Origin of the sequence: Pseudomonas sp. QTF5, assembly GCF_000512695.2 — a bacterium.
Classification (GTDB): Bacteria; Pseudomonadota; Gammaproteobacteria; order Pseudomonadales; family Pseudomonadaceae; genus Aquipseudomonas.
The window spans coordinates 66,750-90,275 of the sequence record NZ_AZRW02000021.1 but is presented as its reverse complement, the minus strand read 5'-3'; the positions used below and the strand labels follow the sequence as shown (position 1 = coordinate 90,275).

Annotated in this window: 22 protein-coding genes and 1 pseudogene; 12 read left to right on the top strand and 11 right to left on the bottom strand. The window is 57.9% G+C overall.

Features of this window, described 5'->3' with window-relative positions:
• Positions 1-350 precede the first annotated feature (350 nt).
• The 3 genes from IC37_RS17615 to IC37_RS17605 all read left to right on the top strand — a co-directional run bounded on the left by IC37_RS17615 (position 351) and on the right by IC37_RS17605 (position 1,406).
• Positions 351-722 carry a DUF6124 family protein gene (locus IC37_RS17615; protein WP_030132416.1) on the top strand — a complete coding sequence of 124 codons (372 nt, stop codon included), beginning with the start codon at positions 351-353 and terminating at the stop codon, positions 720-722.
• A 37-nt stretch (positions 723-759) separates the two neighbouring features.
• A complete protein-coding gene (locus IC37_RS17610; protein ID WP_030132415.1) occupies positions 760-1,026 on the top strand; it encodes a hypothetical protein in 267 nt (88 codons plus the stop codon).
• A 182-nt stretch (positions 1,027-1,208) separates the two neighbouring features.
• Positions 1,209-1,406, top strand: coding sequence for a hypothetical protein (locus tag IC37_RS17605; protein ID WP_030132414.1), 198 nt, complete (start codon positions 1,209-1,211; stop codon positions 1,404-1,406).
• A gap of 131 nt (positions 1,407-1,537) precedes the next feature.
• Here the strand turns inward: IC37_RS17605 and IC37_RS17600 are convergent, their stop codons facing one another.
• The 7 genes from IC37_RS17600 to IC37_RS17570 form a co-directional block, all read right to left on the bottom strand.
• Positions 1,538-2,329 (bottom strand): transporter substrate-binding domain-containing protein, encoded by a 792-nt coding sequence (locus IC37_RS17600; RefSeq protein WP_030132413.1) that lies wholly within the window; start codon positions 2,327-2,329, stop codon positions 1,538-1,540.
• A 154-nt stretch (positions 2,330-2,483) separates the two neighbouring features.
• Positions 2,484-2,825 carry a hypothetical protein gene (locus IC37_RS17595; RefSeq protein ID WP_030132412.1) on the bottom strand — a complete coding sequence of 114 codons (342 nt, stop codon included), beginning with the start codon at positions 2,823-2,825 and terminating at the stop codon, positions 2,484-2,486.
• A 152-nt stretch (positions 2,826-2,977) separates the two neighbouring features.
• Complete coding sequence (copD, locus tag IC37_RS17590) at positions 2,978-3,901, bottom strand: copper homeostasis membrane protein CopD (protein ID WP_030132411.1); 924 nt, start codon at positions 3,899-3,901, stop codon at positions 2,978-2,980.
• Positions 3,902-3,904: 3 nt separating this feature from the next.
• On the bottom strand, positions 3,905-4,288 hold the full coding sequence (gene copC, locus IC37_RS17585) for a copper homeostasis periplasmic binding protein CopC (protein ID WP_030132410.1): 384 nt from the start codon (positions 4,286-4,288) through the stop codon (positions 3,905-3,907).
• Positions 4,289-4,343: 55 nt separating this feature from the next.
• Positions 4,344-5,234 carry a copper resistance protein B gene (locus IC37_RS17580; RefSeq protein ID WP_030132409.1) on the bottom strand — a complete coding sequence of 297 codons (891 nt, stop codon included), beginning with the start codon at positions 5,232-5,234 and terminating at the stop codon, positions 4,344-4,346.
• Positions 5,235-5,244: 10 nt separating this feature from the next.
• The gene (locus IC37_RS17575; RefSeq protein WP_030132408.1) at positions 5,245-7,038 is read right to left on the bottom strand and encodes a copper resistance system multicopper oxidase; all 1,794 of its coding nucleotides are present in this window, start codon (positions 7,036-7,038) and stop codon (positions 5,245-5,247) included.
• Positions 7,039-7,183: 145 nt separating this feature from the next.
• Positions 7,184-7,888, bottom strand: a complete 705-nt coding sequence (locus IC37_RS17570) for a murein L,D-transpeptidase catalytic domain family protein (RefSeq protein ID WP_030132407.1) — start codon at positions 7,886-7,888, stop codon at positions 7,184-7,186.
• 81 nt (positions 7,889-7,969) lie between these two features.
• Between IC37_RS17570 and IC37_RS17565 the strand changes: the two genes are divergently transcribed.
• Positions 7,970-9,721 (top strand): murein L,D-transpeptidase, encoded by a 1,752-nt coding sequence (locus tag IC37_RS17565; RefSeq protein ID WP_030132406.1) that lies wholly within the window; start codon positions 7,970-7,972, stop codon positions 9,719-9,721.
• 4 nt (positions 9,722-9,725) lie between these two features.
• Here the strand turns inward: IC37_RS17565 and IC37_RS17560 are convergent, their stop codons facing one another.
• Entirely contained in the window at positions 9,726-10,211 is a 486-nt protein-coding gene (locus IC37_RS17560) for a hypothetical protein (RefSeq protein WP_030132405.1), read from the bottom strand.
• A gap of 261 nt (positions 10,212-10,472) precedes the next feature.
• Here IC37_RS17560 and IC37_RS17555 point away from each other — a divergent pair, with 261 nt between their 5' ends.
• The 4 genes and pseudogenes from IC37_RS17555 (at position 10,473) to IC37_RS17540 (ending at position 16,524) form a co-directional block, all read left to right on the top strand.
• The gene (locus IC37_RS17555) at positions 10,473-12,044 is read left to right on the top strand and encodes a GGDEF domain-containing protein (protein ID WP_030132404.1); all 1,572 of its coding nucleotides are present in this window, start codon (positions 10,473-10,475) and stop codon (positions 12,042-12,044) included.
• Between the two features lie 185 nt (positions 12,045-12,229).
• Positions 12,230-14,703 (top strand): annotated as a pseudogene (locus IC37_RS17550) (EAL domain-containing protein).
• Positions 14,704-14,788: 85 nt separating this feature from the next.
• Positions 14,789-15,583: an exodeoxyribonuclease III gene (gene xth / locus IC37_RS17545; protein ID WP_030132403.1), complete on the top strand. Its 795-nt coding sequence runs from the start codon at positions 14,789-14,791 to the stop codon at positions 15,581-15,583.
• 113 nt (positions 15,584-15,696) lie between these two features.
• Positions 15,697-16,524 (top strand): arylamine N-acetyltransferase, encoded by an 828-nt coding sequence (locus tag IC37_RS17540; protein ID WP_030132402.1) that lies wholly within the window; start codon positions 15,697-15,699, stop codon positions 16,522-16,524.
• Positions 16,525-16,596: 72 nt separating this feature from the next.
• Here the strand turns inward: IC37_RS17540 and IC37_RS17535 are convergent, their stop codons facing one another.
• Positions 16,597-16,941 carry a BrnA antitoxin family protein gene (locus IC37_RS17535; protein ID WP_030132401.1) on the bottom strand — a complete coding sequence of 115 codons (345 nt, stop codon included), beginning with the start codon at positions 16,939-16,941 and terminating at the stop codon, positions 16,597-16,599.
• Positions 16,942-16,944: 3 nt separating this feature from the next.
• Positions 16,945-17,226 carry a BrnT family toxin gene (locus tag IC37_RS17530; protein ID WP_030132400.1) on the bottom strand — a complete coding sequence of 94 codons (282 nt, stop codon included), beginning with the start codon at positions 17,224-17,226 and terminating at the stop codon, positions 16,945-16,947.
• A gap of 255 nt (positions 17,227-17,481) precedes the next feature.
• On the opposite strand from IC37_RS17530, the gene IC37_RS17525 reads away from it, so the two are divergent.
• Positions 17,482-18,999: a nucleobase:cation symporter-2 family protein gene (locus tag IC37_RS17525; protein ID WP_030132399.1), complete on the top strand. Its 1,518-nt coding sequence runs from the start codon at positions 17,482-17,484 to the stop codon at positions 18,997-18,999.
• Between the two features lie 260 nt (positions 19,000-19,259).
• On the opposite strand, the gene IC37_RS17520 is transcribed toward IC37_RS17525, so the two are convergent.
• Positions 19,260-20,153 carry a LysR family transcriptional regulator gene (locus IC37_RS17520; protein WP_030132398.1) on the bottom strand — a complete coding sequence of 298 codons (894 nt, stop codon included), beginning with the start codon at positions 20,151-20,153 and terminating at the stop codon, positions 19,260-19,262.
• A gap of 96 nt (positions 20,154-20,249) precedes the next feature.
• Between IC37_RS17520 and IC37_RS17515 the strand changes: the two genes are divergently transcribed.
• The 3 genes from IC37_RS17515 (at position 20,250) to IC37_RS17505 (ending at position 23,510) form a co-directional block, all read left to right on the top strand.
• The gene (locus IC37_RS17515; protein WP_030132397.1) at positions 20,250-21,395 is read left to right on the top strand and encodes an alpha/beta hydrolase; all 1,146 of its coding nucleotides are present in this window, start codon (positions 20,250-20,252) and stop codon (positions 21,393-21,395) included.
• A gap of 44 nt (positions 21,396-21,439) precedes the next feature.
• Positions 21,440-22,651: an MFS transporter gene (locus IC37_RS17510; protein WP_030132396.1), complete on the top strand. Its 1,212-nt coding sequence runs from the start codon at positions 21,440-21,442 to the stop codon at positions 22,649-22,651.
• Positions 22,652-22,889: 238 nt separating this feature from the next.
• Positions 22,890-23,510 carry a TetR/AcrR family transcriptional regulator gene (locus tag IC37_RS17505; RefSeq protein WP_030132395.1) on the top strand — a complete coding sequence of 207 codons (621 nt, stop codon included), beginning with the start codon at positions 22,890-22,892 and terminating at the stop codon, positions 23,508-23,510.
• Positions 23,511-23,526 lie beyond the last annotated feature (16 nt).

Below are 23,526 nucleotides of genomic sequence, written 5' to 3'. Positions count from 1 at the left end.
AAAATCTGACACTCTCTGGCAACACGCCAATGTCGGAGATTTCCCGCAACCCGCGTCGCCATCACCCACCTTGCACTCCTCCAACCACCCAGATAACCTTCTCTCCGTCGCTGCAAAATCAGCGACAAGGGTGTGGAAGCCCTTCACAAGATCTAGGCGCACAAGGCGCCACCAAAATTTCAGCGGGCGCTTTTTTCTCGTCTGCTGTTAAATTATGGCGGCTGTGCGCGGGGCACTTTCGGGTGCGCCGGGTTCCTAGATCCCCGGTCTTCCACACCTGCGTACAGCTGCCACCCATCATGTGGAAGTGATGCTGGCAGTTCCTTAATTTAATTCTAGGAACAAAAGCAATGAAGAAAATCACTCCAAATCCCCCCGAAACCTCAAGCATTTCCGACCCTCTCGATGAGCTCTCCAAAGCCACTCAGCGCGCTGTCAGCAAGCGCCTTCGTAACCCAAACCACGCCGACCCGATCAGCCACGTTTTCACCATCCTCCCCAACGTCGATACAGAAACCCTGTTAAGCCACGCCTGCGAAACCCTCGCGTCCCTAAACGTCCTAACCACCGACCTGGCCTGCGAACTCGAAGGTTCACACCGCAGTCTCGCGCTATCGATTCAGCAATTAGCAGTAGTCGGTGAGTTATTGGTAAACCGAGCCCAGGATAATCTTGACCCGCCCGACGGTGAGTCCCAAATTTCATCCGCCAGCCAAGCCTAAGCGGCCACGCTCGTTTGCCTAATGGAGGTTCAAAACCATGGCTCGATACATGCCAATCACCGGAATCGATTGCACAATTCCGTCGCTGTTGATCGATACCGAAGCCCCCGTCGACGTGTTGCACGACACGGCCGCATACCGCATCCGCACCGTCACGCAATTGCTGGAAACCCTTTCTCTGGGCGAAGGCATCAGTCGTGACGCATTGCTTCTGCAGGACTTCGCACGGGTGTTGGCGATTCCGCTACGCGATGGGTGCGATTTGATGGATGTGGTGGGGCGGCGGTTGCAGGCGCAGGTTTAGGCGTCGCTGCCGTTATAAGAAAAGGGCGTTCCTGAGGAACGCCCTTTTTTCAATTCAAGAAAACGCACTAGCTGAACCAACGCTGTCGTTCAGCAATGTTTCATCAAGTTCGTCAGGCTTGCGGCATAAGATGACCACCTAAGCTCGGTGTCGGCACGCTTCCAGCCCACAGGAAACTGAAAATGATCTCGAACCTGTTCAAAGTCGTGATGATCGCCGGCGCATTACTGTTGAGCGCTTGCTCGGGTATGAGCACCAGCACCTGTTTTTCAGAAGCCTGCCAACAGTTCGATAGCCTTAGCCCCAACAAGTTAAACCTCGGCGGCAGCGCCATCGGCAACAGTTTCAATGAATACAGCTCAGGCTTGCTGCACGATTAAAAGTGACGCAACGGCTGAAATGCTTCCGCCGTTGCGTGATTTACCTGATGCATCGCGCGTTCTGATTTTACAACTGCTGCGCAGCCGGACGCAGGCTTCGCCAGCTGCTACATGGAATGGGCCGCGGCGAGCTATTTCGCCTCCGGCACCGCAATCCACTGCCCCAGAATTTTCTGGTAATTCCCCGTCACCTTGGCCAAGTGCAGCCACTGATCGACATACAACTTCCAGCTAATATCATCCCGCGGCAACAGATAAGCCTTCTCCCCATACTGCATAAATTGCGTCGGGTTAACCGCACACAAACCCGGTTTGAGTTTCTGCTGGTACAGCGCTTCCGAAGCATCGGTAATCATCACGTCAGCCTTCTTATCCAGCAGTTCCTGGAAGATTGTTACGTTGTCGTGCAGCCGCAATTGCGCCTTGGGCAGGAAGGCGTGAACGAAAGCCTCGTTGGTGCCGCCGGCCGGTTCGACCAGGCGAACCGAAGGTTGGTTGATTTGTTCGATGGTCTGGTACTGCGCCTGATTTTCGCAGCGCACCAACGGGATTTTGCCGTCGACATCCAGTGTGGTGCTGAAGAAAGCTTTTTTCTGGCGTTCCAGCGTGACGGAGATGCCGCCGACGCCGATGTCGCATTTGCCCGCGAGCATGTCGGGCATCAGGGTTTTCCAGGTGGTCTGGACCCACTCAACCTTCACGCCCAGGCTGTCGGCCAGTGAGCGGGCCATGGCGATGTCGATGCCCGAGTATTCGCCGTCTTCGCCTTTGAAGGTGTAGGGTTTGTAGTCGCCTGTCGTGCAAACGCGCAGTTGGCCTTGTTGCAGGACGGTGTCGAGATGGGAAGGGCTTTGCTCTGCCTGAACGCCGCTGGCTAACGCGAGCAGGCCACAGAGCATCATTGTGCTTTTTATGGTTTTCATTGTTATCGGGCTTTTGTGATGGAGTGGGGTTCAAGCGGGAGTCAGTGTAGTGAAAGCGCTTCTTGACTGTCATCCATCGTCCCAATAGCCCATTCATTCCAATGCGTGATACGTGTCAGGCAAGGCCCGACACGTATCCCTTCACATTGGTTGTTTATCCACACGCCAAGGACTTCGAACTCTTAAGATGCGCTTCAATCGAGTTGCTAGCAGAGTGGACTCTTACTCCCTTGAGTTTATCGAGTGGCGGCTCTTTCCAAAGCGTTGATGCGTCGATGGGAAGGACGACCTGTACAACAACTCCTTGGGGCGGATCAGCAACAAAATCGAAGTCTTGAATGCCGTCAGGCGGGAACTGAATATAAACCCGTGGTTCCAGTCTCGGGTTTGTCCATCCAGCAGAACCCACAAGGCCAATTGCCGATATGTGTAGCTGCGGTGGGTTTGATTTAAGTATTTTTAAGTCGACATCCACCACTTTCATTACGCTAGCCATTTTCGAACTCCTTTCGATAATTGCGCCGCTTTTTCACCTTGGCGCTTGGGTGTTGAACCCTCTGGCTTGAAATCTAGTGTGGTTAGACGCTAGTAAAGGCCCCTCATCCTGTCCACTGACTGCTATGGCCGGTCATCGGATGCTGACATTCTCTACAGAGCGTCCATCTCCGGACTCAACGTCCCCAACCAGGCCACCAACCCCACAATCAACACCGCCGCCACCAATTCCACCATCACGCTGCGCCGCAACGCATTGGCGGCGACCGTGTATTGCCCGTCCCGCAACGACCGGTCCAAAAGCGGCCCAAGGTGAAACCGGTTCAGCGCGGCAAGCACAAGCATTCCGGCAAACAGCACCACTTTGATAAACAGCAAAACCCCATAAGTGCTGAGAAACACCTCATCCAGCTTCGGCCCAACGATGAACAGATAATTCACAACCCCCGTCACCGTGATGAGCACCACGATGACCGCGCCAATCACCTCAAACCGATTAACCGCGCGGGCCAGCAACCTGATGCGCGCTTCAGTTTGCAGAGCATTGATTTTCGCCATCAACGCAAACGCCACCAACGCCCCAACCCATGCCCCCGCCGCCAGCAAGTGCAGAATATCCACCACGAAATGCCAATAACGACGACTGCCTTCATCCATCGCCCCATGCCCGCTCCAGGCCAGGCTAGCGAGGGCAACACCGCCGGCAAAAGCCGCGACCAACAAGCTAAAACCAGGCGCACGGAGCATCACCGCCAAACCAGCGACGACCAGCGCAACGATGCGAACCACACAGGCCAACCCCACATCCGTTTCAAGCACCATCATTTCGATGTGCGGACGCAGTTCGGCGAAGTCCGATTCCCCGCTCATGGCACTCGCCATCATCAGCATGCTGGCAACGGACAACACTGCACCCAGTACCGCCGTCCCCGCCAACATCGACCGGAACGGCAACACCGTTCCCGACATCCGTTCCTGCCCTTTAAGGCTGTACAAGCCAAAAAGCGCCACCCCGAACGACAGCATCAAATCCACATACAACGCAAACCGCAGGGCAATGCTGACCGAGTCGCTCATCAATCACTTCACTTTGAACGTAACGTTGCCGGTGATCGGGTGAGTGTCCGAAGACACGGCGCGCCATTCGACTTTGTAGCTGCCGGTGGGCAGTGGCGAGAGCGGGGTGATGACCATGGTTTTCGGGTCGCTGCCGCCGGAGACTTTGGCCTTCATGGGCATGGGCGAGTGGGCCATGCCGGGCATGGCGGTCATGACCAGTTTGGCGCCGGAGAATTGGGTCATGAGGTTTTCGGAGAAGTGCAGTTCGATGTTACTCGGTGCTGCGCCGTCCGCGCCTTCGGCCGGGGTGGAGGAGAGCAGTTTCGGGTGGGCTTGAGCCAGTGCGCTCATGAGCAGCCCGGTGGAAAGTGCGATGGCAACAGCGGTAGTTTTAATCATGCGCATGCAAGGCCTCTTACCGCTTTAAGCGGTTGGTTTTTAGGTTTTTGAGTTGAAGCGTTTAGAACCACAACCGAACGCCAACGACGAGGCGGGCTTCGCTGCGGTCCTCGCCTTCGTCCTTGGCGTAGTCGGCGGTTTTGCCGTAGGTGCGGTTCCAGGTCACGCCGATGTAGGGCGCGAATTCCCGGCGGATTTCATAGCGCAATCGCAGGCCGGCTTCGGTGTTGGACACCCCGGAGCCGATGCCCCGTTGCGGGTCGTTTTTGCCGTAGACGTTGAGCTCGGCGGTCGGCTGCAAAATCAGCCGGTTGGTGAGCAGGATGTCGTAGTCACCTTCCAGCCGTGCGGCAGTCTGGCCACCTTCGCCGATGAAGGCCGTGGCCTCGGTTTCGAGGTTGTACAGCGCCATGCCTTGCACGCCGAACGCGGCCCAGGTTTGCGGCTCGCCGGGTTTGAAATCCTGGCGCACGCCGGTCACCACGTCCCACCATGGGCTGATCGCGTGGCCCCAGAGTGCCTGGACTTCGGCGTCTTCGGTTTTGCCATTGACGCGTTCGCCTTCGGAGCGCAACCACAGGCGATCGATGTCGCCGCCGATCCAGCCGGACAGGTCCCACGCCAACGCGCTGCCGTCGTCGGCGTCCTGCCATTCGAGTTTGTCGGCGAGGAAGTAATGGTTGAGCGCGGTGTCATGCACGGCGTGGCCCGTGGGGCTGACGTACACGGCGGCGCGGTCGGCATCGGTCAGTGCCGGGATCGGCGTGCGGCTTTGGGTTGGCGCGGCGGGCTGCATCTGGCCGTCGTCCATGCTCTGCATTTGACTGTGATCCATGCCCGACATCTGGCTATGGTCCATGCCCTGCATGTCGTCGGTAGCGGCCATGGCCGAAGACGCCGTGAAGCCAGCGAGTGCCAAAGCGAGGCGGGTAAAGCGAATCAGTCTGGTCATGGGTAGCGCCTCATTCTTCCACGCGAACTTCACGGAACATGCCCATTTCCATGTGGTACAGGAGATGGCAGTGATAGGCCCAACGGCCGAGCGCATCGGCGGTGACCCGGTAGCTGCGCTTTGATCCCGGCGGCATGTCGATGGTGTGTTTGCGCACCATGAACTGGCCGTTCTCGTCTTCAAGATCGCTCCACATGCCGTGCAGGTGAATGGGGTGAGTCATCATCGTGTCATTGACCAGCACCACCCGAACCCGCTCGCCGTACTTGAGTCGCAGCGGTTCGGCATCGGAGAATTTCACGCCGTTGAACGACCAGGCGAATTTCTCCATGTGGCCGGTCAGGTGCAACTCGATGGTGCGGCCGGGCTCGCGGCCGTCCGGGTCTTCGAAGGTGCTGCGCAGGTCGGAGTAAGTCAGTACGCGACGGCCGTTATCGCGCAAGCCAAGGCCCGGGTCGTCGAGTTTCGGCGAGGTGGTCATGGCTTGCATGTCCACCAGCGGGTTGTCTTTTTCCGTGTCGGGATGGGATTGCATACCGGCCATGCCGCCCATGGTCATGCTGCTGTGATCCATCCCGGCCATGTTGTCCATGCCCTGCATGTCCCCGCCGTCCATGCCCGTCATGCCTTGCATTGCACTGTGATCCATCCCCGCCATGTCGCCGCCCATGCTGCCGTGATCCATCCCGCCCATGCCCATGTCATCCATGGTCACCAGCGGTCGCGGATCCAGCGGTGGCACCGGTGCCGACAACCCGGCCTTCGCCGCAAGCGTGCCTCGGGCAAACCCCGTTCGATCCATCGACTGAGCGAACAGGGTGTAGGCGTCCTGGGTCGGCTCGACGATCACATCGAATGTCTCCGCCACCGCAATGCGAAATTCATCGACGCTCACCGGTTTGACGTGTTGACCATCTGCCGCGACCACGGTCATTTTCAGGCCGGGGATGCGCACGTCGAAGTAGGTCATCGACGAGCCGTTGATGAAACGCAGTCGCAGCTTTTCGCCGGGGCGGAATACGCCGGTCCAGTTCATGTTCGGCGCCTGGCCGTTCATCAAGTAGGTATAAGTGGCTCCGCTGACATCGGCCAGATCCGTCGGGTTCATCTTCATCTCGGCCCACATCTTGCGATCGGCGACCGTCGAGCCCCAGCCTTTCTCGCTGACGTCGTGGATGAAATCGCCCACGGTGCGCTTGTGGTAGTTGTAGTAATCCGATTGTTTCTTGAGTTTGCTCATCAGGCCGACGGCATCTTCGTCGGTCCAGTCGGTCAGCATCACCACGTAATCGCGGTCGTACTGGAACGGCTCCGGTTCCTTGGCGTCGATCACCAATGGTCCGTAAACCCCGGACTGCTCCTGGAAACCCGAATGGCTGTGGTACCAGTAAGTGCCGTTTTGCCGGACCTTGAACTGGTAGACGTACATGCCATCCGGTTCGATGCCGTGAAAGCTCAGGCCCGGTACGCCGTCCATGTTGGCCGGCAGCAAAATGCCGTGCCAGTGAATGGAAGTGGTGTCCTTGAGTTTGTTCTTCACCCGCAGCGTGACGGTGTCGCCTTCACGCCAGCGCAGCAGGGGGCCGGGAATGCCGCCGTTGATGGTCATCGCCGTGCGAGGGTTGCCGGTGATGTTGACCGGGGTTTCACCGATGAACAGGTCGAACTCGGTACCGGTCAGTACGTTCGGTTCGCCGGGGCTGGTGACCGCCCAGACCGGCGTGCGCCACAGCCCGAGGCCAGCAAGAACCCCGCCAGCGGCCAGGCCCTTCACGAAAGTGCGTCTTGAGGTGTTGGAATGCATGCCGTTTTTCCCGTCCGTCAATCTGGTGAAGCCCTCAGGTCCATCCTGAGCGGAGGGAAGAGAACTTCTGTAAGAGGAGGCTAACGGGCGGCGCCTTTCAGCAGGCTGAGGCCAAGATTACAGTTTTGACAGTTTCACACGGTGTTCAATGACTTCTATTCGGCTTGAACGAATCTGCCACGGTGGCATTACCGCAATTGATATACGAAGAAGACTTCAACCAGCGCTGATCCGGATAGTAAGAAAACAACAGCTGCCCATCTTTCATCGAGTCGATCAACTGATGTGCAATCGCAGGCCTCACCGCCGGGCAACCCAGGCTTCTACCGATCCGGCCATTCGCCCGCGCCAGGTCAGGACTGACATACGGTGCGCCATGAATGACGATCGCCCGCTCGAAAGCGTTGTCGTTGAAACCCGGTTCCAGACCTTCCATGCGTAACGAATAGCCGTTCTGCCCGACATAGCTGGACTGGGTTCGGTACAAACCCAGGCTGGTGGCGTAACTGGCATTACGGTTGGAGAACTGACGGGCCATGTTTTCGCCGCTGTTGCGACCATGGGCGACCAGTTCGTGGAACAACAATTTGCGTTGTTTAAGGTCGAACACCCAAAGACGTTGCGCGGTCGAGGGCAGGGAATAATCGATCACTGCTAGTCTTTGCGCCGGAGCCGCGCTTTTGGCCCGGCTGCATTGGGAAGCGCGTACGGCTAGGGCAATCACCTTGGCGTTGGCATTGGGGGCCGCTTTGATGAGCGCGGCTTCAAGCGAATCGGCGTAGGCTGCCGGTAAGGTACACGCGGTCAGCAACAGGGCCGTTATTAAAAAGCCGCAGCGGTCTAGGGCCATACGCAAGTCTCATCTGATTGTTTCGAGTCTAGCAGCGCGCACGACGCTAGCCGGTTGAAAACGGGAGATTAAGGATTATCCATGGGGCAATTAACAAGGTTATTCGTCATAAGCCGCATATTTTTTATGGGCTTTCTGATAAGCGGCATGGCAATTGCGGAAACTTCGCCGATTGAGCCGCCATCTCCCGTTAGCGCGGTTGCGGATGCAGCGCCTGGGGATTACGTCGGTCAGGCGATTCAGGCAGCATTGGCGCCATTGAGTTCGGCGTTTCCCCCGTTGCTCACCTCGCCGCGTCATCAACGGGTCGACGTTAACCGAGCAGTGCTGGATTTTTATAGCCATCGTGGTTATCGCGCCGCCTGGACGGACGATGACGATGTCGTCCAGTTATTGAAAAGCCTGAGCGACACCGGGGTCGATGGCCTGGACCCTGAGGATTTTCGGATTGCCGAACTGGTCACGGCCAGAAACTCGATGCAGACAACTGCACCCACTCCCGGGCAGCAGGCAGCTTTTGATATCACCGCGACCCAGACATTTATCACGGCGCTGCTGCAATTGCGGCGCGGCAAGGTCGACCCTTCGCGGCTGGACTTCCATTGGAATTTCGATCCGGTTGGCATCGATCCTCGGGAGGACGTCAATCTTTTCTTTGCCGCCCTCGACAGCCATGACGTCGCGCGCGCGTTCGCCCAGGCGCCGCCACAAGAAGCGATTTATGGCACGTTGCGGCAGGGCCTGGCGCAACTGCGCAGGGTTCGCGACAGTGGTGGCTGGCCAAAGATCCCAGGCGGGCAGACCCTCAGGCCCGGCATGGACGACGCCTCGGTTGCGCAGTTGCGAGCCCGTTTGGTGGCGGGTGGTTACCTGGCTGCGAAAAAGAACGCGCGCTCCGACTACGACGACTCCGTCATGGCGGCGGTGAAGAAGTATCAGGCCGAGCAATACCTCGGGGCAGATGGTGTGGCGGGGCCGGCGACACTCGCGGCGCTGAACGTGCCGGTCGAGGCGCGAATCGACCAGGTCCGCGTGAACATGGAGCGGGCGCGGTGGCTGCTGTACAAACTTCAGGGCACCTTTGTCATCGTCGACATCGCCGGGTACAAGGTTTCGTTCTATCGCGATGGCAAGCTGATCTGGCGCTCCCGGGTGCAGGTGGGTAAACCGTATCGCAGTACACCGATTTTTCAATCGGAAGTCACCTACGTCACGTTCAACCCGACCTGGACCGTGCCGCCGACCATTCTGGTCAAGGATATGCTGCCAAAGATTCGCAACAATCCTGGTTACCTCGATGCAAACCGGATTCGCGTGATCGATCGAGAAGGCAACGAGCTCGACCCGTCGACCGTCGATTGGGACAACCCGCGCGGCCTTACGCTACGTCAGGATGCAGGGTCGGATAACTCGCTGGGACAGGTGGTGATTCGCTTTCCCAATGACTACGCCATTTATCTGCACGACACACCCCATCGCGAGCTGTTTGCGCAATCCAATCGCGCGACCAGTTCCGGTTGTATTCGGGTAGAAAACCCGCTGCAGTTGGTGGAGCTGTTGTTCAACGACCCGGTTCGCTGGGGCAGCGCAGGGATTCAAAAGCAGCTGGCCAACGGCAAGACAGAGAACATCAGGCTCCCCGTGAAAGTGCCGGTGCTATTGGCCTACTGGACGGTAGACCTGAGCCTTGATGGGCGAGTGACGTTCAAGCCCGATGTGTATGGGTACGATAAGCCGGTGTTGCGGGCACTGAATCTGCCTTCGGAGTGGCCGTCGCTGGACGGGAGGCGAGCGGTGCCTCCCTCGATGGCGTTAGGACAGAGCAAGTTGTAGACCCTTAGAGTTCCAGCCCCTCTTGCACTACAGAGAGCAGATTGTGCTCCGTCAGCGCTACCGCATCCGGTTGTTGTACGGATTGCTCGATCGCCCGCAGCCACCACTGCGTTTCACCGTGTTCGGTCACGGTTCGCAATAGGGGGGCGAGTTCCTTGTCTGCTGAGCGTATTTCGACTCGCCCGGCACCGTCGGCGGTGAAGCGAGCGACAGGGTCGAAGGTGATGCTGTGGTGGTTGCCTTCGATCAGCAGTTGGTCGATGGCGTAATCGTAACTCGCCCCGTCCGGGGCACTCTCGAAGACGTGAGTGGAATTGCGTCGCAGCTTCAGCCCCACTTCGATCAATGGCTGCAGCCAGGCTTCGATCTGGTGATACAGCTCATAGACCTGGGCGGGCCAGCTGTCGATGGCCTGATCGGCGATGGTCGCGTCGGCACTGGTTTGCCGGGATTGTTTCAGCTTCTCGGCGAGCTCGTCTGCCTTACTCATTTCAATTTCCTGCCGTGATGTCAGTTAATCGTAGCTCCTTCAAGATAATGCGGTTTTGCCTTGCGTCATGCGATTGAATCGCCTGCGTGACAAAACGAGGCGGTATCGATGCCGCGCCGTTCATTGAGTCGCCCATCAGCATAGCGTCATGACCATTGATCCCCCAACCCTCCGTTTACCCCGCACAACCCCGTAGACTAAGCGCACAAAAAATAAGGGTTTTGGGTCTCTGCCCATGCCTTATCCTTTCAGGACTCGCTTTTGCCTATCCCCATTCCCGATCCGCACCACGCGCCCGAGGGTGCCTTGAAGCGGCTGCCCCTGCTCAAAGCTGCGGTGCTGTTTATTGCGGCGGTATGCCTCTGCCTCTGTGGGCTGCTTTACCTGCAACTGGAGCAGTCGCGCCGTCACGATCTGGCGTTGGCCGAGGTGTCTTCGTCGAACCTGACCCGGGCCATGGCGCAGCAGGCCGAAGACACGTTCATGCAAGCCGATCTGGTGCTGACCAGTCTGGTGGACTGGATTCAGGCTGAGGGTTTCGACGCTGCCCAGACGCCACGCTTGCAGAAAACCTTCGCTCGGCGGGTGCAGGCGCTGCATCAATTGCACGGGATATTTCTGTTCGACAGGCAGGGGCAATGGGTCGTGACGTCGTTCAAGAACCTGCCCCGTGGTCCAGGTGTGGCGGACCGTGATTATTTCCGGTTTCACCAGCAAAACGCGTCATCCCTGGCGCACATCGGCCCGGCAATTCGCAGTCGGGAAAATGGCGAGTGGATCATTCCGGTTTCCAAGCGGATAGACGACAAGAACGGCGGTTTTCAGGGCGTGCTGCTGGCCGGGATCAAGATGTCGTACTTCGATCAGTTCTTCAAAAGCTTCAGCATCGATGATAACGGTGCGATGTTTTTGGGATTGACCGATGGAACGCTACTGGCGCGACGGCCGTTTGTGGAATCGCAGATCGGCACCTCTTTGGCCCAGGGCGAGATTTTTCAGAAACTTCTGCCCAACGCGACATCCGGCAACGCCATGATCGACTCGGTGGTGGATGGCATCGTCCGGTTGTATGGCTACCGTCAGCTCGATGCTTATCCCGTGGTGGTCGCGGCGGCATCTTCCAAAGACGCGATCCTCAAGGACTGGTACGACACGGCGATTCAATCCAGTTTGATCGTCGCTCTGGTCGTCCTTGGCGTGGGGTTGTTCGGTTGGGTGTTCATTCATCAGGTGCGTGCGGGTGAGCGCATCGAGGCGGATTTGCGCAAGGCGCAGAAAACCCTGGAACTGATCGCCACCCACGACAGCCTGACCGGGTTGGCCAACCGCCGATTGTTCGAGCGGGCGCTGGAGATCGAGTTCGGGCGCGGCGCCCGGCGGTCGAGTCCGCTGAGCCTGATCATGCTCGATATCGATTATTTCAAGCGCTATAACGACACCTACGGTCATGTGGCCGGGGACCATTGCCTGGCCGAAGTGGCGCGGGCACTGAAGAGTTGCTGTCACCGCAAAGCCGATCTGGCGGTGCGCTACGGCGGTGAAGAGTTTGCGGTGTTGCTGCCGGACACCGACATCCATGGTGCGCTGACGATCGCCGAGCAGATCCGCCGCAGCGTCATGGACAAGAACATCATCCACAGCGGCTCACCCACGGGCTATGTGACGGTCAGCCTTGGCTGTTATTCGTTTGTGCCGACAGGGCACGACAGCACCGAAATGTTGATCAAACGCGCGGATGCGGCGCTGTACCAGGCCAAGCATTCGGGGCGAAATCGTTCGGCGGTGTTGTCCATGGAAGGAGGCGCCGAGGCGCTGATGCGCTCGGACCGATGAGGCGTGCGGCCATCGATTGGCAATGGCGATGTGATCTGTTCTTCAAGTGCGACAACGACTTGCGTTATTCAGGGGCGATGACCGAGCATGGCTGCTATGGTCAGTGCAGAGCCTGGCTGTCATGACGACAGACCAGACCCCGCCGGCCTCACCCGATAAGGCGATCGATTGACAGGATCAAGTGCATGGATTTGAGTGCCACTAACACCGCTGCACCTGCGCGTCATACACCGATTACCCGCAACCTGATGTTCGTCATCGGCCTGCTGTTTGTGGTTGGGGTGTTGATCGCGCTGATGGCCCTGTTCAGCATTGCCGGGCGGCTCGATGCCGAGGACCTGGCCAAGACCACGTTTTATACCCAGCGCGCGCTGGAAAACCGTATCACCGCCACGAAAAACTACATCACCAGCTATGCCAACTGGACGACGGCCTACGATCATCTGAACGGCGAGGTCGATGGGCAGTGGGCCTACGTCGAGCAGAACCTGGGTAAAACCCTGTTCACCATCGATCACTACGACGGGGTTTTCGTGGTCGATGGTCAGCGAACCAAATACGCCACGGTGCGCGGGCTGCTGGCAAACCGGCGCTGTTGACGGCAGCCGCGATCGTGCCCAATGACGAACGCCCGGCGGTCGATCCCAAGAGCACCTCGGTGCTGATATACGTCGATCAGTTAAACCCTGAAAAGCTCAGCACCTTGAGTGTCGATTACGGTTTGCATGACTTGAGCCTGATGTCCGACGGCGCTGTTGCGCTCGGTCAACCGGCCGTTGCCCTGGCCGGCACCGATTACAGCCTGGTCTCCCGGCTCGAGCAGCCGGGTCACCAATTGCTCTGGTCGCTGCTGCCGCCACTGGGCGGGGCGCTGCTGATTCTGGGGTTATTGACCGCTTACTTCTTTCGATATGTCCTGCGCACGTCCGGGCATGTGGATGCCAGTTACACCAGCCTCGATTTGTCGAACCAGGCGCTGGAGGCCAGTGAAGAACGCTTTCGTGCGGTGGCCGAGGCCGCGTCTGACTGGATCTGGGAAATCGACGATCAGCATTGCATCACTTATCTGTCGGGGCGCTTCAGCACCGTCACCGGGTTTTCCGATCAGCAATGGCTGGGGCAGAACATCGGGCAACTGCTCAACTGCGACACAACGCCCTTGTCGCTGTGGCTGAACAAACTCGATGAAGAGCAGGCCGTCAGCCACTTGCGCTGTTCCTATCGCGATCAGTCCGGGCAACAACGGGTCTGTCGGGTGTCGGCGCGACCGATCCAGCGCAAGGGCACAGTGCTGGGATTTCGCGGGACGGCCAGCGACATCACCGATGAGGTCGCCGCCCATGCGCAGATCCAGCATCTGTCGATGCACGACGCACTGACGGGCCTGCCGAACCGCAACAAACTGGCGCGCTATCTCGAAGACGCGCTGGCACTCAAAGAGCAATCGGCGGCGCTGACGTTGTTGATGATCGACCTGGATAACTTCAAGCCGATCAACGATTCCCTCGGTCACCCGGCCGGCGATGCGGTATTGCTGGAGGTTGCCATTCGTTTGCGCGAGTGCACGCGGGACATCGATCTGGTTGCCCGATTGGGTGGCGATGAGTTTGTGCTGGTGCTCCACGGCATGGACAGCCACGCGGAAATCGACCGGTTTTGCGAGCGCTTGCTCGACAGCCTGCATCAACCGATCCATCACGATCACCACACGCTGCACATTGGCGCGAGCATCGGTATCGCCCTGAGTCGGCGCCAGGGGCACCTTCCGGAGGAGCTGATTCGCTGTGCCGATATCGCGTTGTATCAGGCCAAGTCCGACGGCAAGAAGACCTGGTGCTACTTTGCGGCGCACATGAACGATCAGATCCAGCACCGCCGGCAATTGGAAAACGACCTGCGTCAGGCGATCAAGCACAACGAATTCGTGATGCATTACCAGCCGCGTTATCACGTCGATGGCAAGCAGATCGTCTCGGTCGAAGCGCTGCTGCGCTGGCAGCATCCGGTGCAAGGCTTGTTGAGCCCCGACGCGTTTATTCCGTTGGCCGAGCAGACCGATCTGATTGTGCCATTAGGCCGCTGGGTGTTGCGCGAGGCGTGTGAGACGGCCCTGACCTGGCCCGGTGCGATGATGGTGTCGGTCAACCTGTCGCCGGTGCAATTTGCCCGTAGCGATGTGATCGAGGATGTCCGGGAAGTGTTGGTCCAGACACGCTTGCCCGCCAGTCGACTGGAGCTGGAGATCACTGAAAACGTGATGCTCATCGACGTCGATGGCGCCCTGGCGACCATGACTGCGCTCAAGGAGTTGGGCGTACGGCTGAACATGGACGACTTCGGCACCGGTTATTCTTCGCTGGGTTACCTGCGCACGTATCCGTTCGACGGGATCAAGATCGACAAGCGCTTCATTGCGTCCATGAGCAACGGCAGTAATGACCGCGCCGTGGTGCAGGCGATCATCAATCTGGGCAAGGCCATGGGGCTGACCGTCACCGCAGAGGGCGTCGAAACGCTGGAGCAACTGGACTTCCTGATCTCGGACCAGTGCCATGAAGTGCAGGGGTTCTACCTCAGTCGGCCGGTGGACAAGCATGCGCTGCTGCCATTGCTCAAGGCGTCAAGAGAGGATTTTGCACCGCAGGGCACGCACCTTTAGTCGCCTGTTTCGTGCGCCATGGCAACTGCCGTGGCGCACCCCGGTCACAACTGGATATCGCCCAATCCGTTGCGAGCGTCGGATTATGAAGAACCTGAAAGTCGCCACCTTCAACGTCAATGGCATGCGCGCCCGCTTGCCGAATCTACTGGCCTGGCTTGCGCGGGAGCAGCCAGACATCGCCTGCTTGCAGGAACTCAAATCGGTGGACGGCGCGTTCCCCGTCGCCGAGCTGGAGGCGGCAGGCTATGGCGCTATCTGGCACGGCCAGGTGTCGTGGAACGGGGTGGCGATTCTGGCGCGAGATGCGCAGCCGCTGGAGAGCCGGCGCGGTTTGCCGGGGGATGATAGCGATACCCATAGCCGCTACGTGGAAGCTGCCGTGCACGGGATTGTGGTGGGCTGCCTATACCTACCCAATGGCAACCCGCAGCCAGGGCCGAAGTTCGATTACAAACTGGCGTGGTTCGAGCGGCTGATCTCGCATGCCAAGGATCTGCAGAGCAGCGACCATCCGGTAGTGCTGGCCGGCGACTACAACGTGGTGCCCACTGACCTGGACATCTACAACCCGCGCTCCTGGCTCAAGGACGCGCTGCTGCAACCCGAGAGTCGCGCGTGTTATCAGCGGTTGCTGGATCAGGGCTGGACTGATTCCCTGCGTCAGCTGTATCCAGAAGAGCGGATCTACACCTTCTGGGATTATTTCCGGCAGCACTGGCAGAAAAACTCGGGGTTGCGCATCGATCATCTGCTGCTCAACCCGCCACTGAGTCCTTACCTGCAAGAGGCCGGCGTCGATGCCTGGGTTCGCAACGAACCTCATGCCAGCGATCATGCGCCGACATGGATTCGATTGGGTTCGCGCAAGCGTCGATAGTCTTGGCGTGTGCGGCGATTGGCTAAATCAATTGTCAGTCCGACCGTGTTTTCCCTTATACATGGCGCCCATCGGCGGAGCGATCCGCGGACCTCTGCATAAAGGATTGAGCGATGAGCGAGACACGACTGACAAATCTTGCGCTGTACCTGCAGCGCCTGGGCTTCGATACGCCCCCGGCACCGACCCTGGAAACCCTGCGTCAACTGCAGCTACGCCACACCGGTGCCTTCCCGTTCGAAAACCTCACCACGTTATTGGGCGAACCGGTGCTCATCGATCTGCCGTCCATAGAGCAGAAAGTCCTGCACGCCGGTCGCGGTGGCTATTGCTACGAACTCAACAACCTGTTCCTGGCCCTGCTTCAGACATTGGGCTTCGACGCACGTGGCATCACCGGTCGCGTGGTCATGGGTCAGCCCGAAGGGGCATGGACCGCACGTACGCATCGCTTGAGCCTGGTGACCCTGGATGGCGTGCGCTACATCTCTGACGTCGGCTTCGGCGGCATGGTGCCCACCGCACCGCTGATGCTGGATACCGAAGCCGAGCAATTCACCCCCCACGAACCCTATCGCATCGAACCGCATGCCGACGGCTACACCCTGCGCGCCAACGTCGGCGGTGAATGGCGGGCGATGTACATCTTCGATCTGCAGCGTCAGGAAGACATCGATTACACCCTCGGCAACTGGTACGTCTCGACCCATTCCGAGTCGTCCTTCGTGAAACAACTGATGGTGGCGCGGACGGGGGAGGGATGGCGACGCACACTGAATAACGGCAGTTTTGCCATTCATCGCATGGGCAGCGAGAGCGAACGGCGCCAGGTGGCGGACGCTGAGGAATTGATCGGGTTGCTGGAAAGTGAATTCGGGATTCGGGTGCCGGCGCAGGAGGCGTTGAAGCGGGTGTTTGATCGGTTGATCGGGTCTGTGTAGCAGTCAAATCAAGCAACACGTAAAGGGGCGGATTTGATCAATCCGCCCCTTTTTTCTTGTGGTCGACCCAGGCTAGGAACGAACTTCAAGCTCCATCACGTGATGGATTTCGTTGAGGACCTCTGACAGTTTTTTTTCCAGGCTTTTCAGGTCGGAGGCCGTTATTCCTTTTTTGAAATGCCCGACATTGGCAACAGCAGTGTTCTGATCGGGTTTCGCCGTTTTGCCTTTATCGCTGAGCAATGCCTGGCGCAGGGTATTGTTGATCACCGTCTGATAGCCATATCCCTCGCTTTCTGCCAGAGCGCGCGCGGCCTCTATGACGACATCATCGAGCATGATGGTGATTCGGGTCTTGCCTTTGCTGGAGGCAACCGCTCCACGTTTGGCATTGCTGAAGTCGTATTCATCTTTCATCGGTCAAGCTTCCATATAGTGGCGACGCTCGTTTTTGGTGGCGATGCGCGCGGAAATGATTCGCACGAAATTCGGGTCGCGGTAGGTGTACACAACGACCAGCAGTCGACCTTTGGCATCCAGCCCGATGATGATCCATCGCGGCTCATCATGGTGGTTGTCCTGAAGCGTCAATGCTCGTTCGTCATAAAACACGAGTTCTGTCTCTGCGAGGCTGACCCCTCGATGCTTCAGTTTGTTGGCCGCGTTCTTTGCCTTGTGATACTGAATTTCGAATGACTTCATTATGCATACTTTATATGTATAAGCGAGGGGCGGCCGTGCCGGCGGTCACCTTGAATGCAAAAAGACTAGTGGTAGGGGAGGAACGGGGAGGAAGGATGTATTTCAAGGAGTTTTTGAACTGGAGGCGCCACGGCTAAAGGGCGGCATGGACATCTGTCCATAATTTGACTGACTAGTTGTATACAACTCTATAGACATTTGTCCTGAATCTTGAATACAGTGTGCGCACAACAAAAACCAGGGAACCCCCCAACCATGAAAACGCCCCATGTTTCACACCAACGGCCTGAGGATGAGAATCTCGGGATCGGCGCGAATATGGCTTACGGACTGCAACACGTTCTGACCATGTATGGCGGTATCGTCGCGGTACCTTTGATCATCGGTCAGGCTGCCGGGCTTTCGCCGGCGGACATCGGTTTGTTGATTGCTGCTTCATTGTTTGCAGGGGGGCTGGCGACGTTGCTGCAAACCCTGGGTTTACCGTTTTTCGGTTGTCAGTTGCCGCTGGTGCAGGGTGTGTCTTTTTCCGGCGTTGCGACCATGGTGGCGATTGTCAGCAGTGGTGGGGAGGGTGGCTTTCAGTCGATTCTCGGGGCGGTGATTGCCGCGTCGCTGATCGGCTTACTGATCACGCCGGTGTTCTCGCGAATCACCAAGTTCTTTCCGCCGCTGGTGACCGGCATTGTGATCACCACTATCGGCCTGACGCTGATGCCGGTGGCCGCGCGCTGGGCCATGGGCGGCAACAGCCATGCCCCGGACTTCGGCAGCATGGCGAACATCGGCCTGGCGGCGGTGACGCTGGTGCTGGTGCTGCTACTGAGCAAGATCGGCAGTGCAACCATCTCCCGTTTGTCGATTCTCTTGGCTATGGTCATCGGCACAGTCATCGCCGTGTTCCTCGGCATGGCGGATTTCTCGTCCGTCGCCCAGGGCCCGATGTTCGGCTTCCCGGCACCGTTTCACTTCGGCATGCCGACGTTCCACTTCGCGGCAATCCTGTCGATGTGCATCGTGATCATGGTGACCCTGGTGGAAACCTCGGCCGACATTCTGGCTGTCGGTGAAATCATCGACACCAAAGTCGACTCCAAACGCCTGGGCAATGGCCTGCGCGCCGACATGCTGTCGAGCATGATCGCGCCGATCTTCGGCTCCTTCACCCAGAGTGCATTCGCCCAGAACGTCGGGCTGGTGGCAGTGACCGGGATCAAGAGCCGTTTCGTGGTGGCCACCGGCGGTGTGTTCCTTGTGGTGCTCGGATTGTTGCCCTTCATGGGCCGGGTCATCGCCGCCGTGCCGACCTCCGTTCTCGGCGGCGCGGGTATCGTGCTGTTCGGCACCGTAGCGGCCAGCGGCATTCGGACGCTGTCCAAGGTCGACTACCGCAACAACGTCAACCTGATCATCGTCGCCACCTCCATCGGCTTCGGCATGATCCCCATCGCCGCACCGAACTTCTACGACCACTTCCCTAGCTGGTTCGCGACGATCTTCCACTCGGGCATCAGTTCCTCGGCGATCATGGCCATTGTGCTGAACCTGACCTTCAACCACCTCACTGCCGGCAATTCGGATCAACAATCGGTGTTTGCGGCCGGTACCGAGCGCGTCTTGCGTTATCAGGATCTGGCGGCGTTGCGGGAAGGGGATTACTTCAGCGAAGGTAAGCTTCATGACTGCGACGGGAATGAGATTCCGGTGGTGGAGGCAGGGCATGGGCATGCAGAGCCGCGGGCGGTGCATGCGAAAAGCAGTGAGCATGTCTGACGGCGGTACCCGGTAAAAGGTAGTAGATCGAAAGATCGCAGCCTGCGGCAGCTCTACAGGGGGGCTGTGTGAAAACGCATGCACCGTTTTGAAGTCCGCGTTGCTACATAAAATCTGCCAGCGCTTGGTTGGTCAGCCGGACCTAAAATTTGCGTAGGTACGCGATTTTTGTTCCGGTTCTGACCATTAATCCTGCTCTGAAACGTTTTCACACAGCCTGGACCCATAGCAGACGTTGCAGCGCGTCGAATATTGAACGCTCAGCTTCTATATTTCAGCGCCTCCACCAATGCAGAAAAGGCGGGAGACGCCTGGCGTCTGTTGGGGTAATACAAATGGTAACCCTGAAACACAGGACACCAGTCGGCCAGGACTTCTTTGAGTCGGCCGTCGGCCAGATACGGTGCGACCAATTCCTCTGGTACGTAGGCCAGACCAACGCCATCAACGGCGGCATTGAGAACATGCATGATGCTGTTGAAAACGAGTTGCCCATCGGCCTTGACCGTAAACGCCTGGCCATCTCGTTCAAACTCCCAGGCGTAAATCGCCCCAGATGGCCTGTGTCGAATATTGACGCAGTCATGGGCAGTCAACTCATGGGGCGTCGCTGGTGCCGGTTTGCGTTCGAAATACGCCGCAGATCCCACCACCGCCAACCGCCAATCCGGTCCTATGCGAACCGCAATCATGTCCTTGCTGATCGATTCGCCCATGCGAATACCGGCATCGAAGCGTTCCTCGACCACGTTGGTGAATCCATAGTCGACGTAGAACTCCAGTGTGATGTCCGGGTACTTTTTCAAGAAGCCTGCAAGCATTGGCCGAATGCACAACTCAATCTGATCGTCAGTGCAGGAAATACGGAGGGTGCCGCTGGGCTTGTCCCGTAATTCGCTCAAGGCTTCAAGCTCGACAGCGATCTGATCAAAAAGCGGGGCGATTGAGCGCATGAGTCTTTCTCCCGCCTCTGTCGGCGACACGTTACGCGTCGTGCGGGCCAGCAGGCGTATCCCCAGTCGTTGCTCAAGCGCCCGGATCGTATGACTCAATGCGGAAGGCGTAATGCCCAGTTTGGCGGCGGCCTTCGTAAAGCTTTGATCGCGCGCCACCGCCAGAAAAGCTTGGAGATCGTTGACTTTGGTATTGGCCATTGCTGAGCTTTTCTCACAACTACATGAAGATTACGGCTACTAATCAGCGTATCTCGAATACGTCAAGCTCTGTCAACTATCTGGAACGGAGTATTGATGATGAGCGAGACACCTGTAACCCTCCCTGAAGCTACTGAAGCCTTGACCCCTCCGGGGCTTGATCGGCGCGAATTCGTAAAGGCCACCGGCATCAGCATTGCGGCTTTGGGCGTCCTTTCGGTCGCAGGTGGCTCAGCCTTCGCAGCTGACTCGAAAAACGCTGTCAGCCCGCCGGAAGGCGCCGACAATTTTTATAAAAGCGACAAGGTCACCGTGCAAAAGGTGACCTTCAAGAACTCATACAATCTTCAAATTGTGGGCAATCTTGTAACGCTCAAAAATCTGGCTCGAAACGTTAAAGCGCCGGCGATTATCGTCGGTCATCCCATGGGAGCAGTCAAAGAGCAAAGCTCCATGCTCTATGCACAAAAGCTGGCGGAGCAAGGCTTCATCACGCTGGCGATTGACTTGCCTTTCTGGGGAGAAAGCGAGGGCCTGCCTCGTAACCAGGTTGCCCCCGAAATGTATACCGACGCATTCAGTGCCGCCGTTGACTACCTGGGTACGCGGGACTTTATCGATCGAAAGCGTATCGGCGTACTGGGTATCTGTGGCAGCGGTGGCTTTGCCATCAGTGCGGCCAAGATGGATCCTCGCTTGAAAGCTGTGGCCACTGTCAGCATGTACGACATGGGGGCGGTCACCCGTCATGGTCTGGGGCACTCAGTGACTGTCGAGCAACGCCAGGCCATGCTCGCCAAAGCCGCCGAGCAGCGCTACGACGAGTTCTCTACCGGGCAAATGCAATTTCTGAACTATTTGCCGGTGCAGCTTGGTAAAGATGCAGACCCAGTGACTCGTGAATTCTGGGACTTCTACCGCACGCCACGCGGCATCCATATCCCTCATGGCAGAACATTGGAACTGACGCAAAACCGCGCCTTGACCAGTGAAGTCAGGTTCGTGAATTTCTATCCATTCAACGATATCGAGACGATTTCCCCGCGTCCGCTGCTGTTCATCGCTGGCGATCAGGCGCACTCCAGAGAGTTCAGCGAGGACGCCTACCAACGCGCCGCCGAACCTAAGGAACTGGCCTGGGTTCCCGGTGCGGGGCACGTGGATCTGTACGACCGCGTGAACTTGATTCCCTGGACCAGGCTCACCGCCTTTTTTACCCGGCACCTGACGGCGGTGGGCTAAAAGGCCAGAGCTTCAGCCAACAACTATTTGATGAGAGGTTTTTCATGACGGCTCAAGTATTCGACACCCCGGCAGGTGATGCCCTCGGCACGCCGGGGACTGGGGAACGGCCGGCTTACTGGAGTGGCATCTTTGCGATGACACTGTGTGTATTCGCGCTGATCGCCTCGGAGTTCATGCCTGTCAGTTTACTCACGCCGATTGCATCGGATCTGCAAATCAGTGAGGGATTGGCCGGGTATGGGATCGCCATCTCCGGCGCCTTCGCGGTGCTGACAAGCCTTTCGATTTCCAGGCTTGCGGGCTCAATGGACCGCAAGACGCTGTTGCTGCTACTGACCGGGATTATGTGCGTGTCGGGGCTGGTGGTCGGTCTGGCGCCAAACTATACGGTGTACATGATTGGTCGTGCGCTGATCGGCGTGGTGATCGGCGGGTTCTGGTCGATGTCGGCGGCAATGGCCATGCGCCTGGTACCGTCCCATAGCGTGCCCAAGGCTCTGGCAATCTTCAACGGCGGCAATGCATTGGCAACTGTAGTAGCCGCCCCACTGGGAAGCTATCTGGGGAGTGTCATCGGTTGGCGGGGTGCTTTCTTCTGCCTGATTCCGGTCGCGATCATCGCGTTGATCTGGCAGTGGATCAGCCTGCCAGCCATGACGGCGGCGCCGCGCAAAGCGGGCGCAGGCAATGTCTTTCGATTGTTCAAGAGCCCATTGGTCAGTTTCGGCATGTTGAGTGTGGGCACTTTCTTCATGGGGCAGTTTGTATTGTTCACCTATCTGCGCCCGTTCCTGGAAACCGTCACTGGTGTAGATGTCTCCATGTTGTCGATGATCCTGCTGGTCATCGGTGTGGCGGGTTTTGTCGGGACCATTCTGATCGGCACTTTCCTGAAAACCGGCATGTACCGCGTCCTGGTCTGCATTCCACTCTTGATGGCCGTCATTGCACTTTCCTTGATTCTCCTTGGCGGCGCAGTCGTGGCAGCTTTTGTATTGCTGGGGCTGTGGGGCCTGATCGCGACGGCGGCACCTGTGGGGTGGTGGTCGTGGTTGGCCAAGGCGTTGCCCAAGGATGCTGAAGCCGGTGGCGGCCTGATGGTGGCAGTCATTCAGCTATCCATTGCGCTGGGCTCTACCCTCGGTGGGCTGCTGTTCGACGGGAGCGGCTATCGCATGACATTTCTCGCAAGCTCTATCTTGCTGGTACTCGCCGCAGTGATGGCCTTTTTCACATCGCGAAACCAGGTTTAATAGAAGGCAGACTTGAGTTCGCCCGCAGTGCGCACGAAGAAACAGTTTTAAGTAAGGCAGGCAACTGTCCGTAATTTGCCCGGATTTGATCCAGCGTCTGCTATTGGCCGCTTTCTGCCGGTCTCCCAGGGAAACGAGGAGGAGGGTGCATGCGATACCTGCGAAAGGGTCGTTTTGTGACTATATTACAATTTGGTCACAAGTTGTCAACCACCTTTGGGATGAGTAAGCTGCTCGCATGAATCAGCCATCAGTTTCTTCGCCCAGCGCCCGTGGCCCAGCCGATCACGACATTCGAGACCAGATTGTCGCGGCGGCCAACGAGCATTTCAGTCAGTACGGTTATGGCAAAACAACGGTTTCTGACCTAGCCAAAGCCATCGGCTTTTCCAAGGCTTACATCTACAAATTCTTTGAATCCAAGCAGGCGATTGGTGAGGCAATCTGTACAAATTGCCTGACTGAAATCGTTGCGGCAGTGGAGCAGGCCATCAATGTAGACGGCATCTCGCCGACTGAACGTTTTCGGCGCCTGGTCAAAACCTTAATCGCTACTGGTGTGAGTCTGTTCTTTAACGACCGTAAACTCTACGACATCGCAGCGTTCGCCGCGTCGGAGCGCTGGCCCAGCTCACAAGTCTATGACGCTCAGATCAAGAGCTTCGTGTTGCAAATCGTGCGTGAGGGGCGAGAGCTCGGCGAGTTTGAACGCAAGACACCGCTGGACGAGACGGTAGAGGCGATTCATCTCGCTCTGCGGCCCTTCATCAATCCTCTGCTATTGCAGTACAACCTCGATTTTGTTGAAGAAGCCCCTTCTCTCATCTCCAATCTTGTTCTGCGCAGCCTGATGCCATAAACCGTCTGCTGACGGA

Coding starts and splice junctions, on each gene's coding strand:
- IC37_RS17615 (WP_030132416.1), top strand. CDS start 351: ATGAAGAAAATCACTCCAAATCCCCCCGAAACCTCAAGCATTTCCGAC.
- IC37_RS17610 (WP_030132415.1), top strand. CDS start 760: ATGGCTCGATACATGCCAATCACCGGAATCGATTGCACAATTCCGTCG.
- IC37_RS17605 (WP_030132414.1), top strand. CDS start 1,209: ATGATCTCGAACCTGTTCAAAGTCGTGATGATCGCCGGCGCATTACTG.
- IC37_RS17600 (WP_030132413.1), bottom strand. CDS start 2,329: ATGAAAACCATAAAAAGCACAATGATGCTCTGTGGCCTGCTCGCGTTA.
- IC37_RS17595 (WP_030132412.1), bottom strand. CDS start 2,825: ATGGCTAGCGTAATGAAAGTGGTGGATGTCGACTTAAAAATACTTAAA.
- copD (WP_030132411.1), bottom strand. CDS start 3,901: ATGAGCGACTCGGTCAGCATTGCCCTGCGGTTTGCGTTGTATGTGGAT.
- copC (WP_030132410.1), bottom strand. CDS start 4,288: ATGCGCATGATTAAAACTACCGCTGTTGCCATCGCACTTTCCACCGGG.
- IC37_RS17580 (WP_030132409.1), bottom strand. CDS start 5,234: ATGACCAGACTGATTCGCTTTACCCGCCTCGCTTTGGCACTCGCTGGC.
- IC37_RS17575 (WP_030132408.1), bottom strand. CDS start 7,038: ATGCATTCCAACACCTCAAGACGCACTTTCGTGAAGGGCCTGGCCGCT.
- IC37_RS17570 (WP_030132407.1), bottom strand. CDS start 7,888: ATGGCCCTAGACCGCTGCGGCTTTTTAATAACGGCCCTGTTGCTGACC.
- IC37_RS17565 (WP_030132406.1), top strand. CDS start 7,970: ATGGGGCAATTAACAAGGTTATTCGTCATAAGCCGCATATTTTTTATG.
- IC37_RS17560 (WP_030132405.1), bottom strand. CDS start 10,211: ATGAGTAAGGCAGACGAGCTCGCCGAGAAGCTGAAACAATCCCGGCAA.
- xth (WP_030132403.1), top strand. CDS start 14,789: ATGAAGAACCTGAAAGTCGCCACCTTCAACGTCAATGGCATGCGCGCC.
- IC37_RS17540 (WP_030132402.1), top strand. CDS start 15,697: ATGAGCGAGACACGACTGACAAATCTTGCGCTGTACCTGCAGCGCCTG.
- IC37_RS17535 (WP_030132401.1), bottom strand. CDS start 16,941: ATGAAAGATGAATACGACTTCAGCAATGCCAAACGTGGAGCGGTTGCC.
- IC37_RS17530 (WP_030132400.1), bottom strand. CDS start 17,226: ATGAAGTCATTCGAAATTCAGTATCACAAGGCAAAGAACGCGGCCAAC.
- IC37_RS17525 (WP_030132399.1), top strand. CDS start 17,482: ATGAAAACGCCCCATGTTTCACACCAACGGCCTGAGGATGAGAATCTC.
- IC37_RS17520 (WP_030132398.1), bottom strand. CDS start 20,153: ATGGCCAATACCAAAGTCAACGATCTCCAAGCTTTTCTGGCGGTGGCG.
- IC37_RS17515 (WP_030132397.1), top strand. CDS start 20,250: ATGATGAGCGAGACACCTGTAACCCTCCCTGAAGCTACTGAAGCCTTG.
- IC37_RS17510 (WP_030132396.1), top strand. CDS start 21,440: ATGACGGCTCAAGTATTCGACACCCCGGCAGGTGATGCCCTCGGCACG.
- IC37_RS17505 (WP_030132395.1), top strand. CDS start 22,890: ATGAATCAGCCATCAGTTTCTTCGCCCAGCGCCCGTGGCCCAGCCGAT.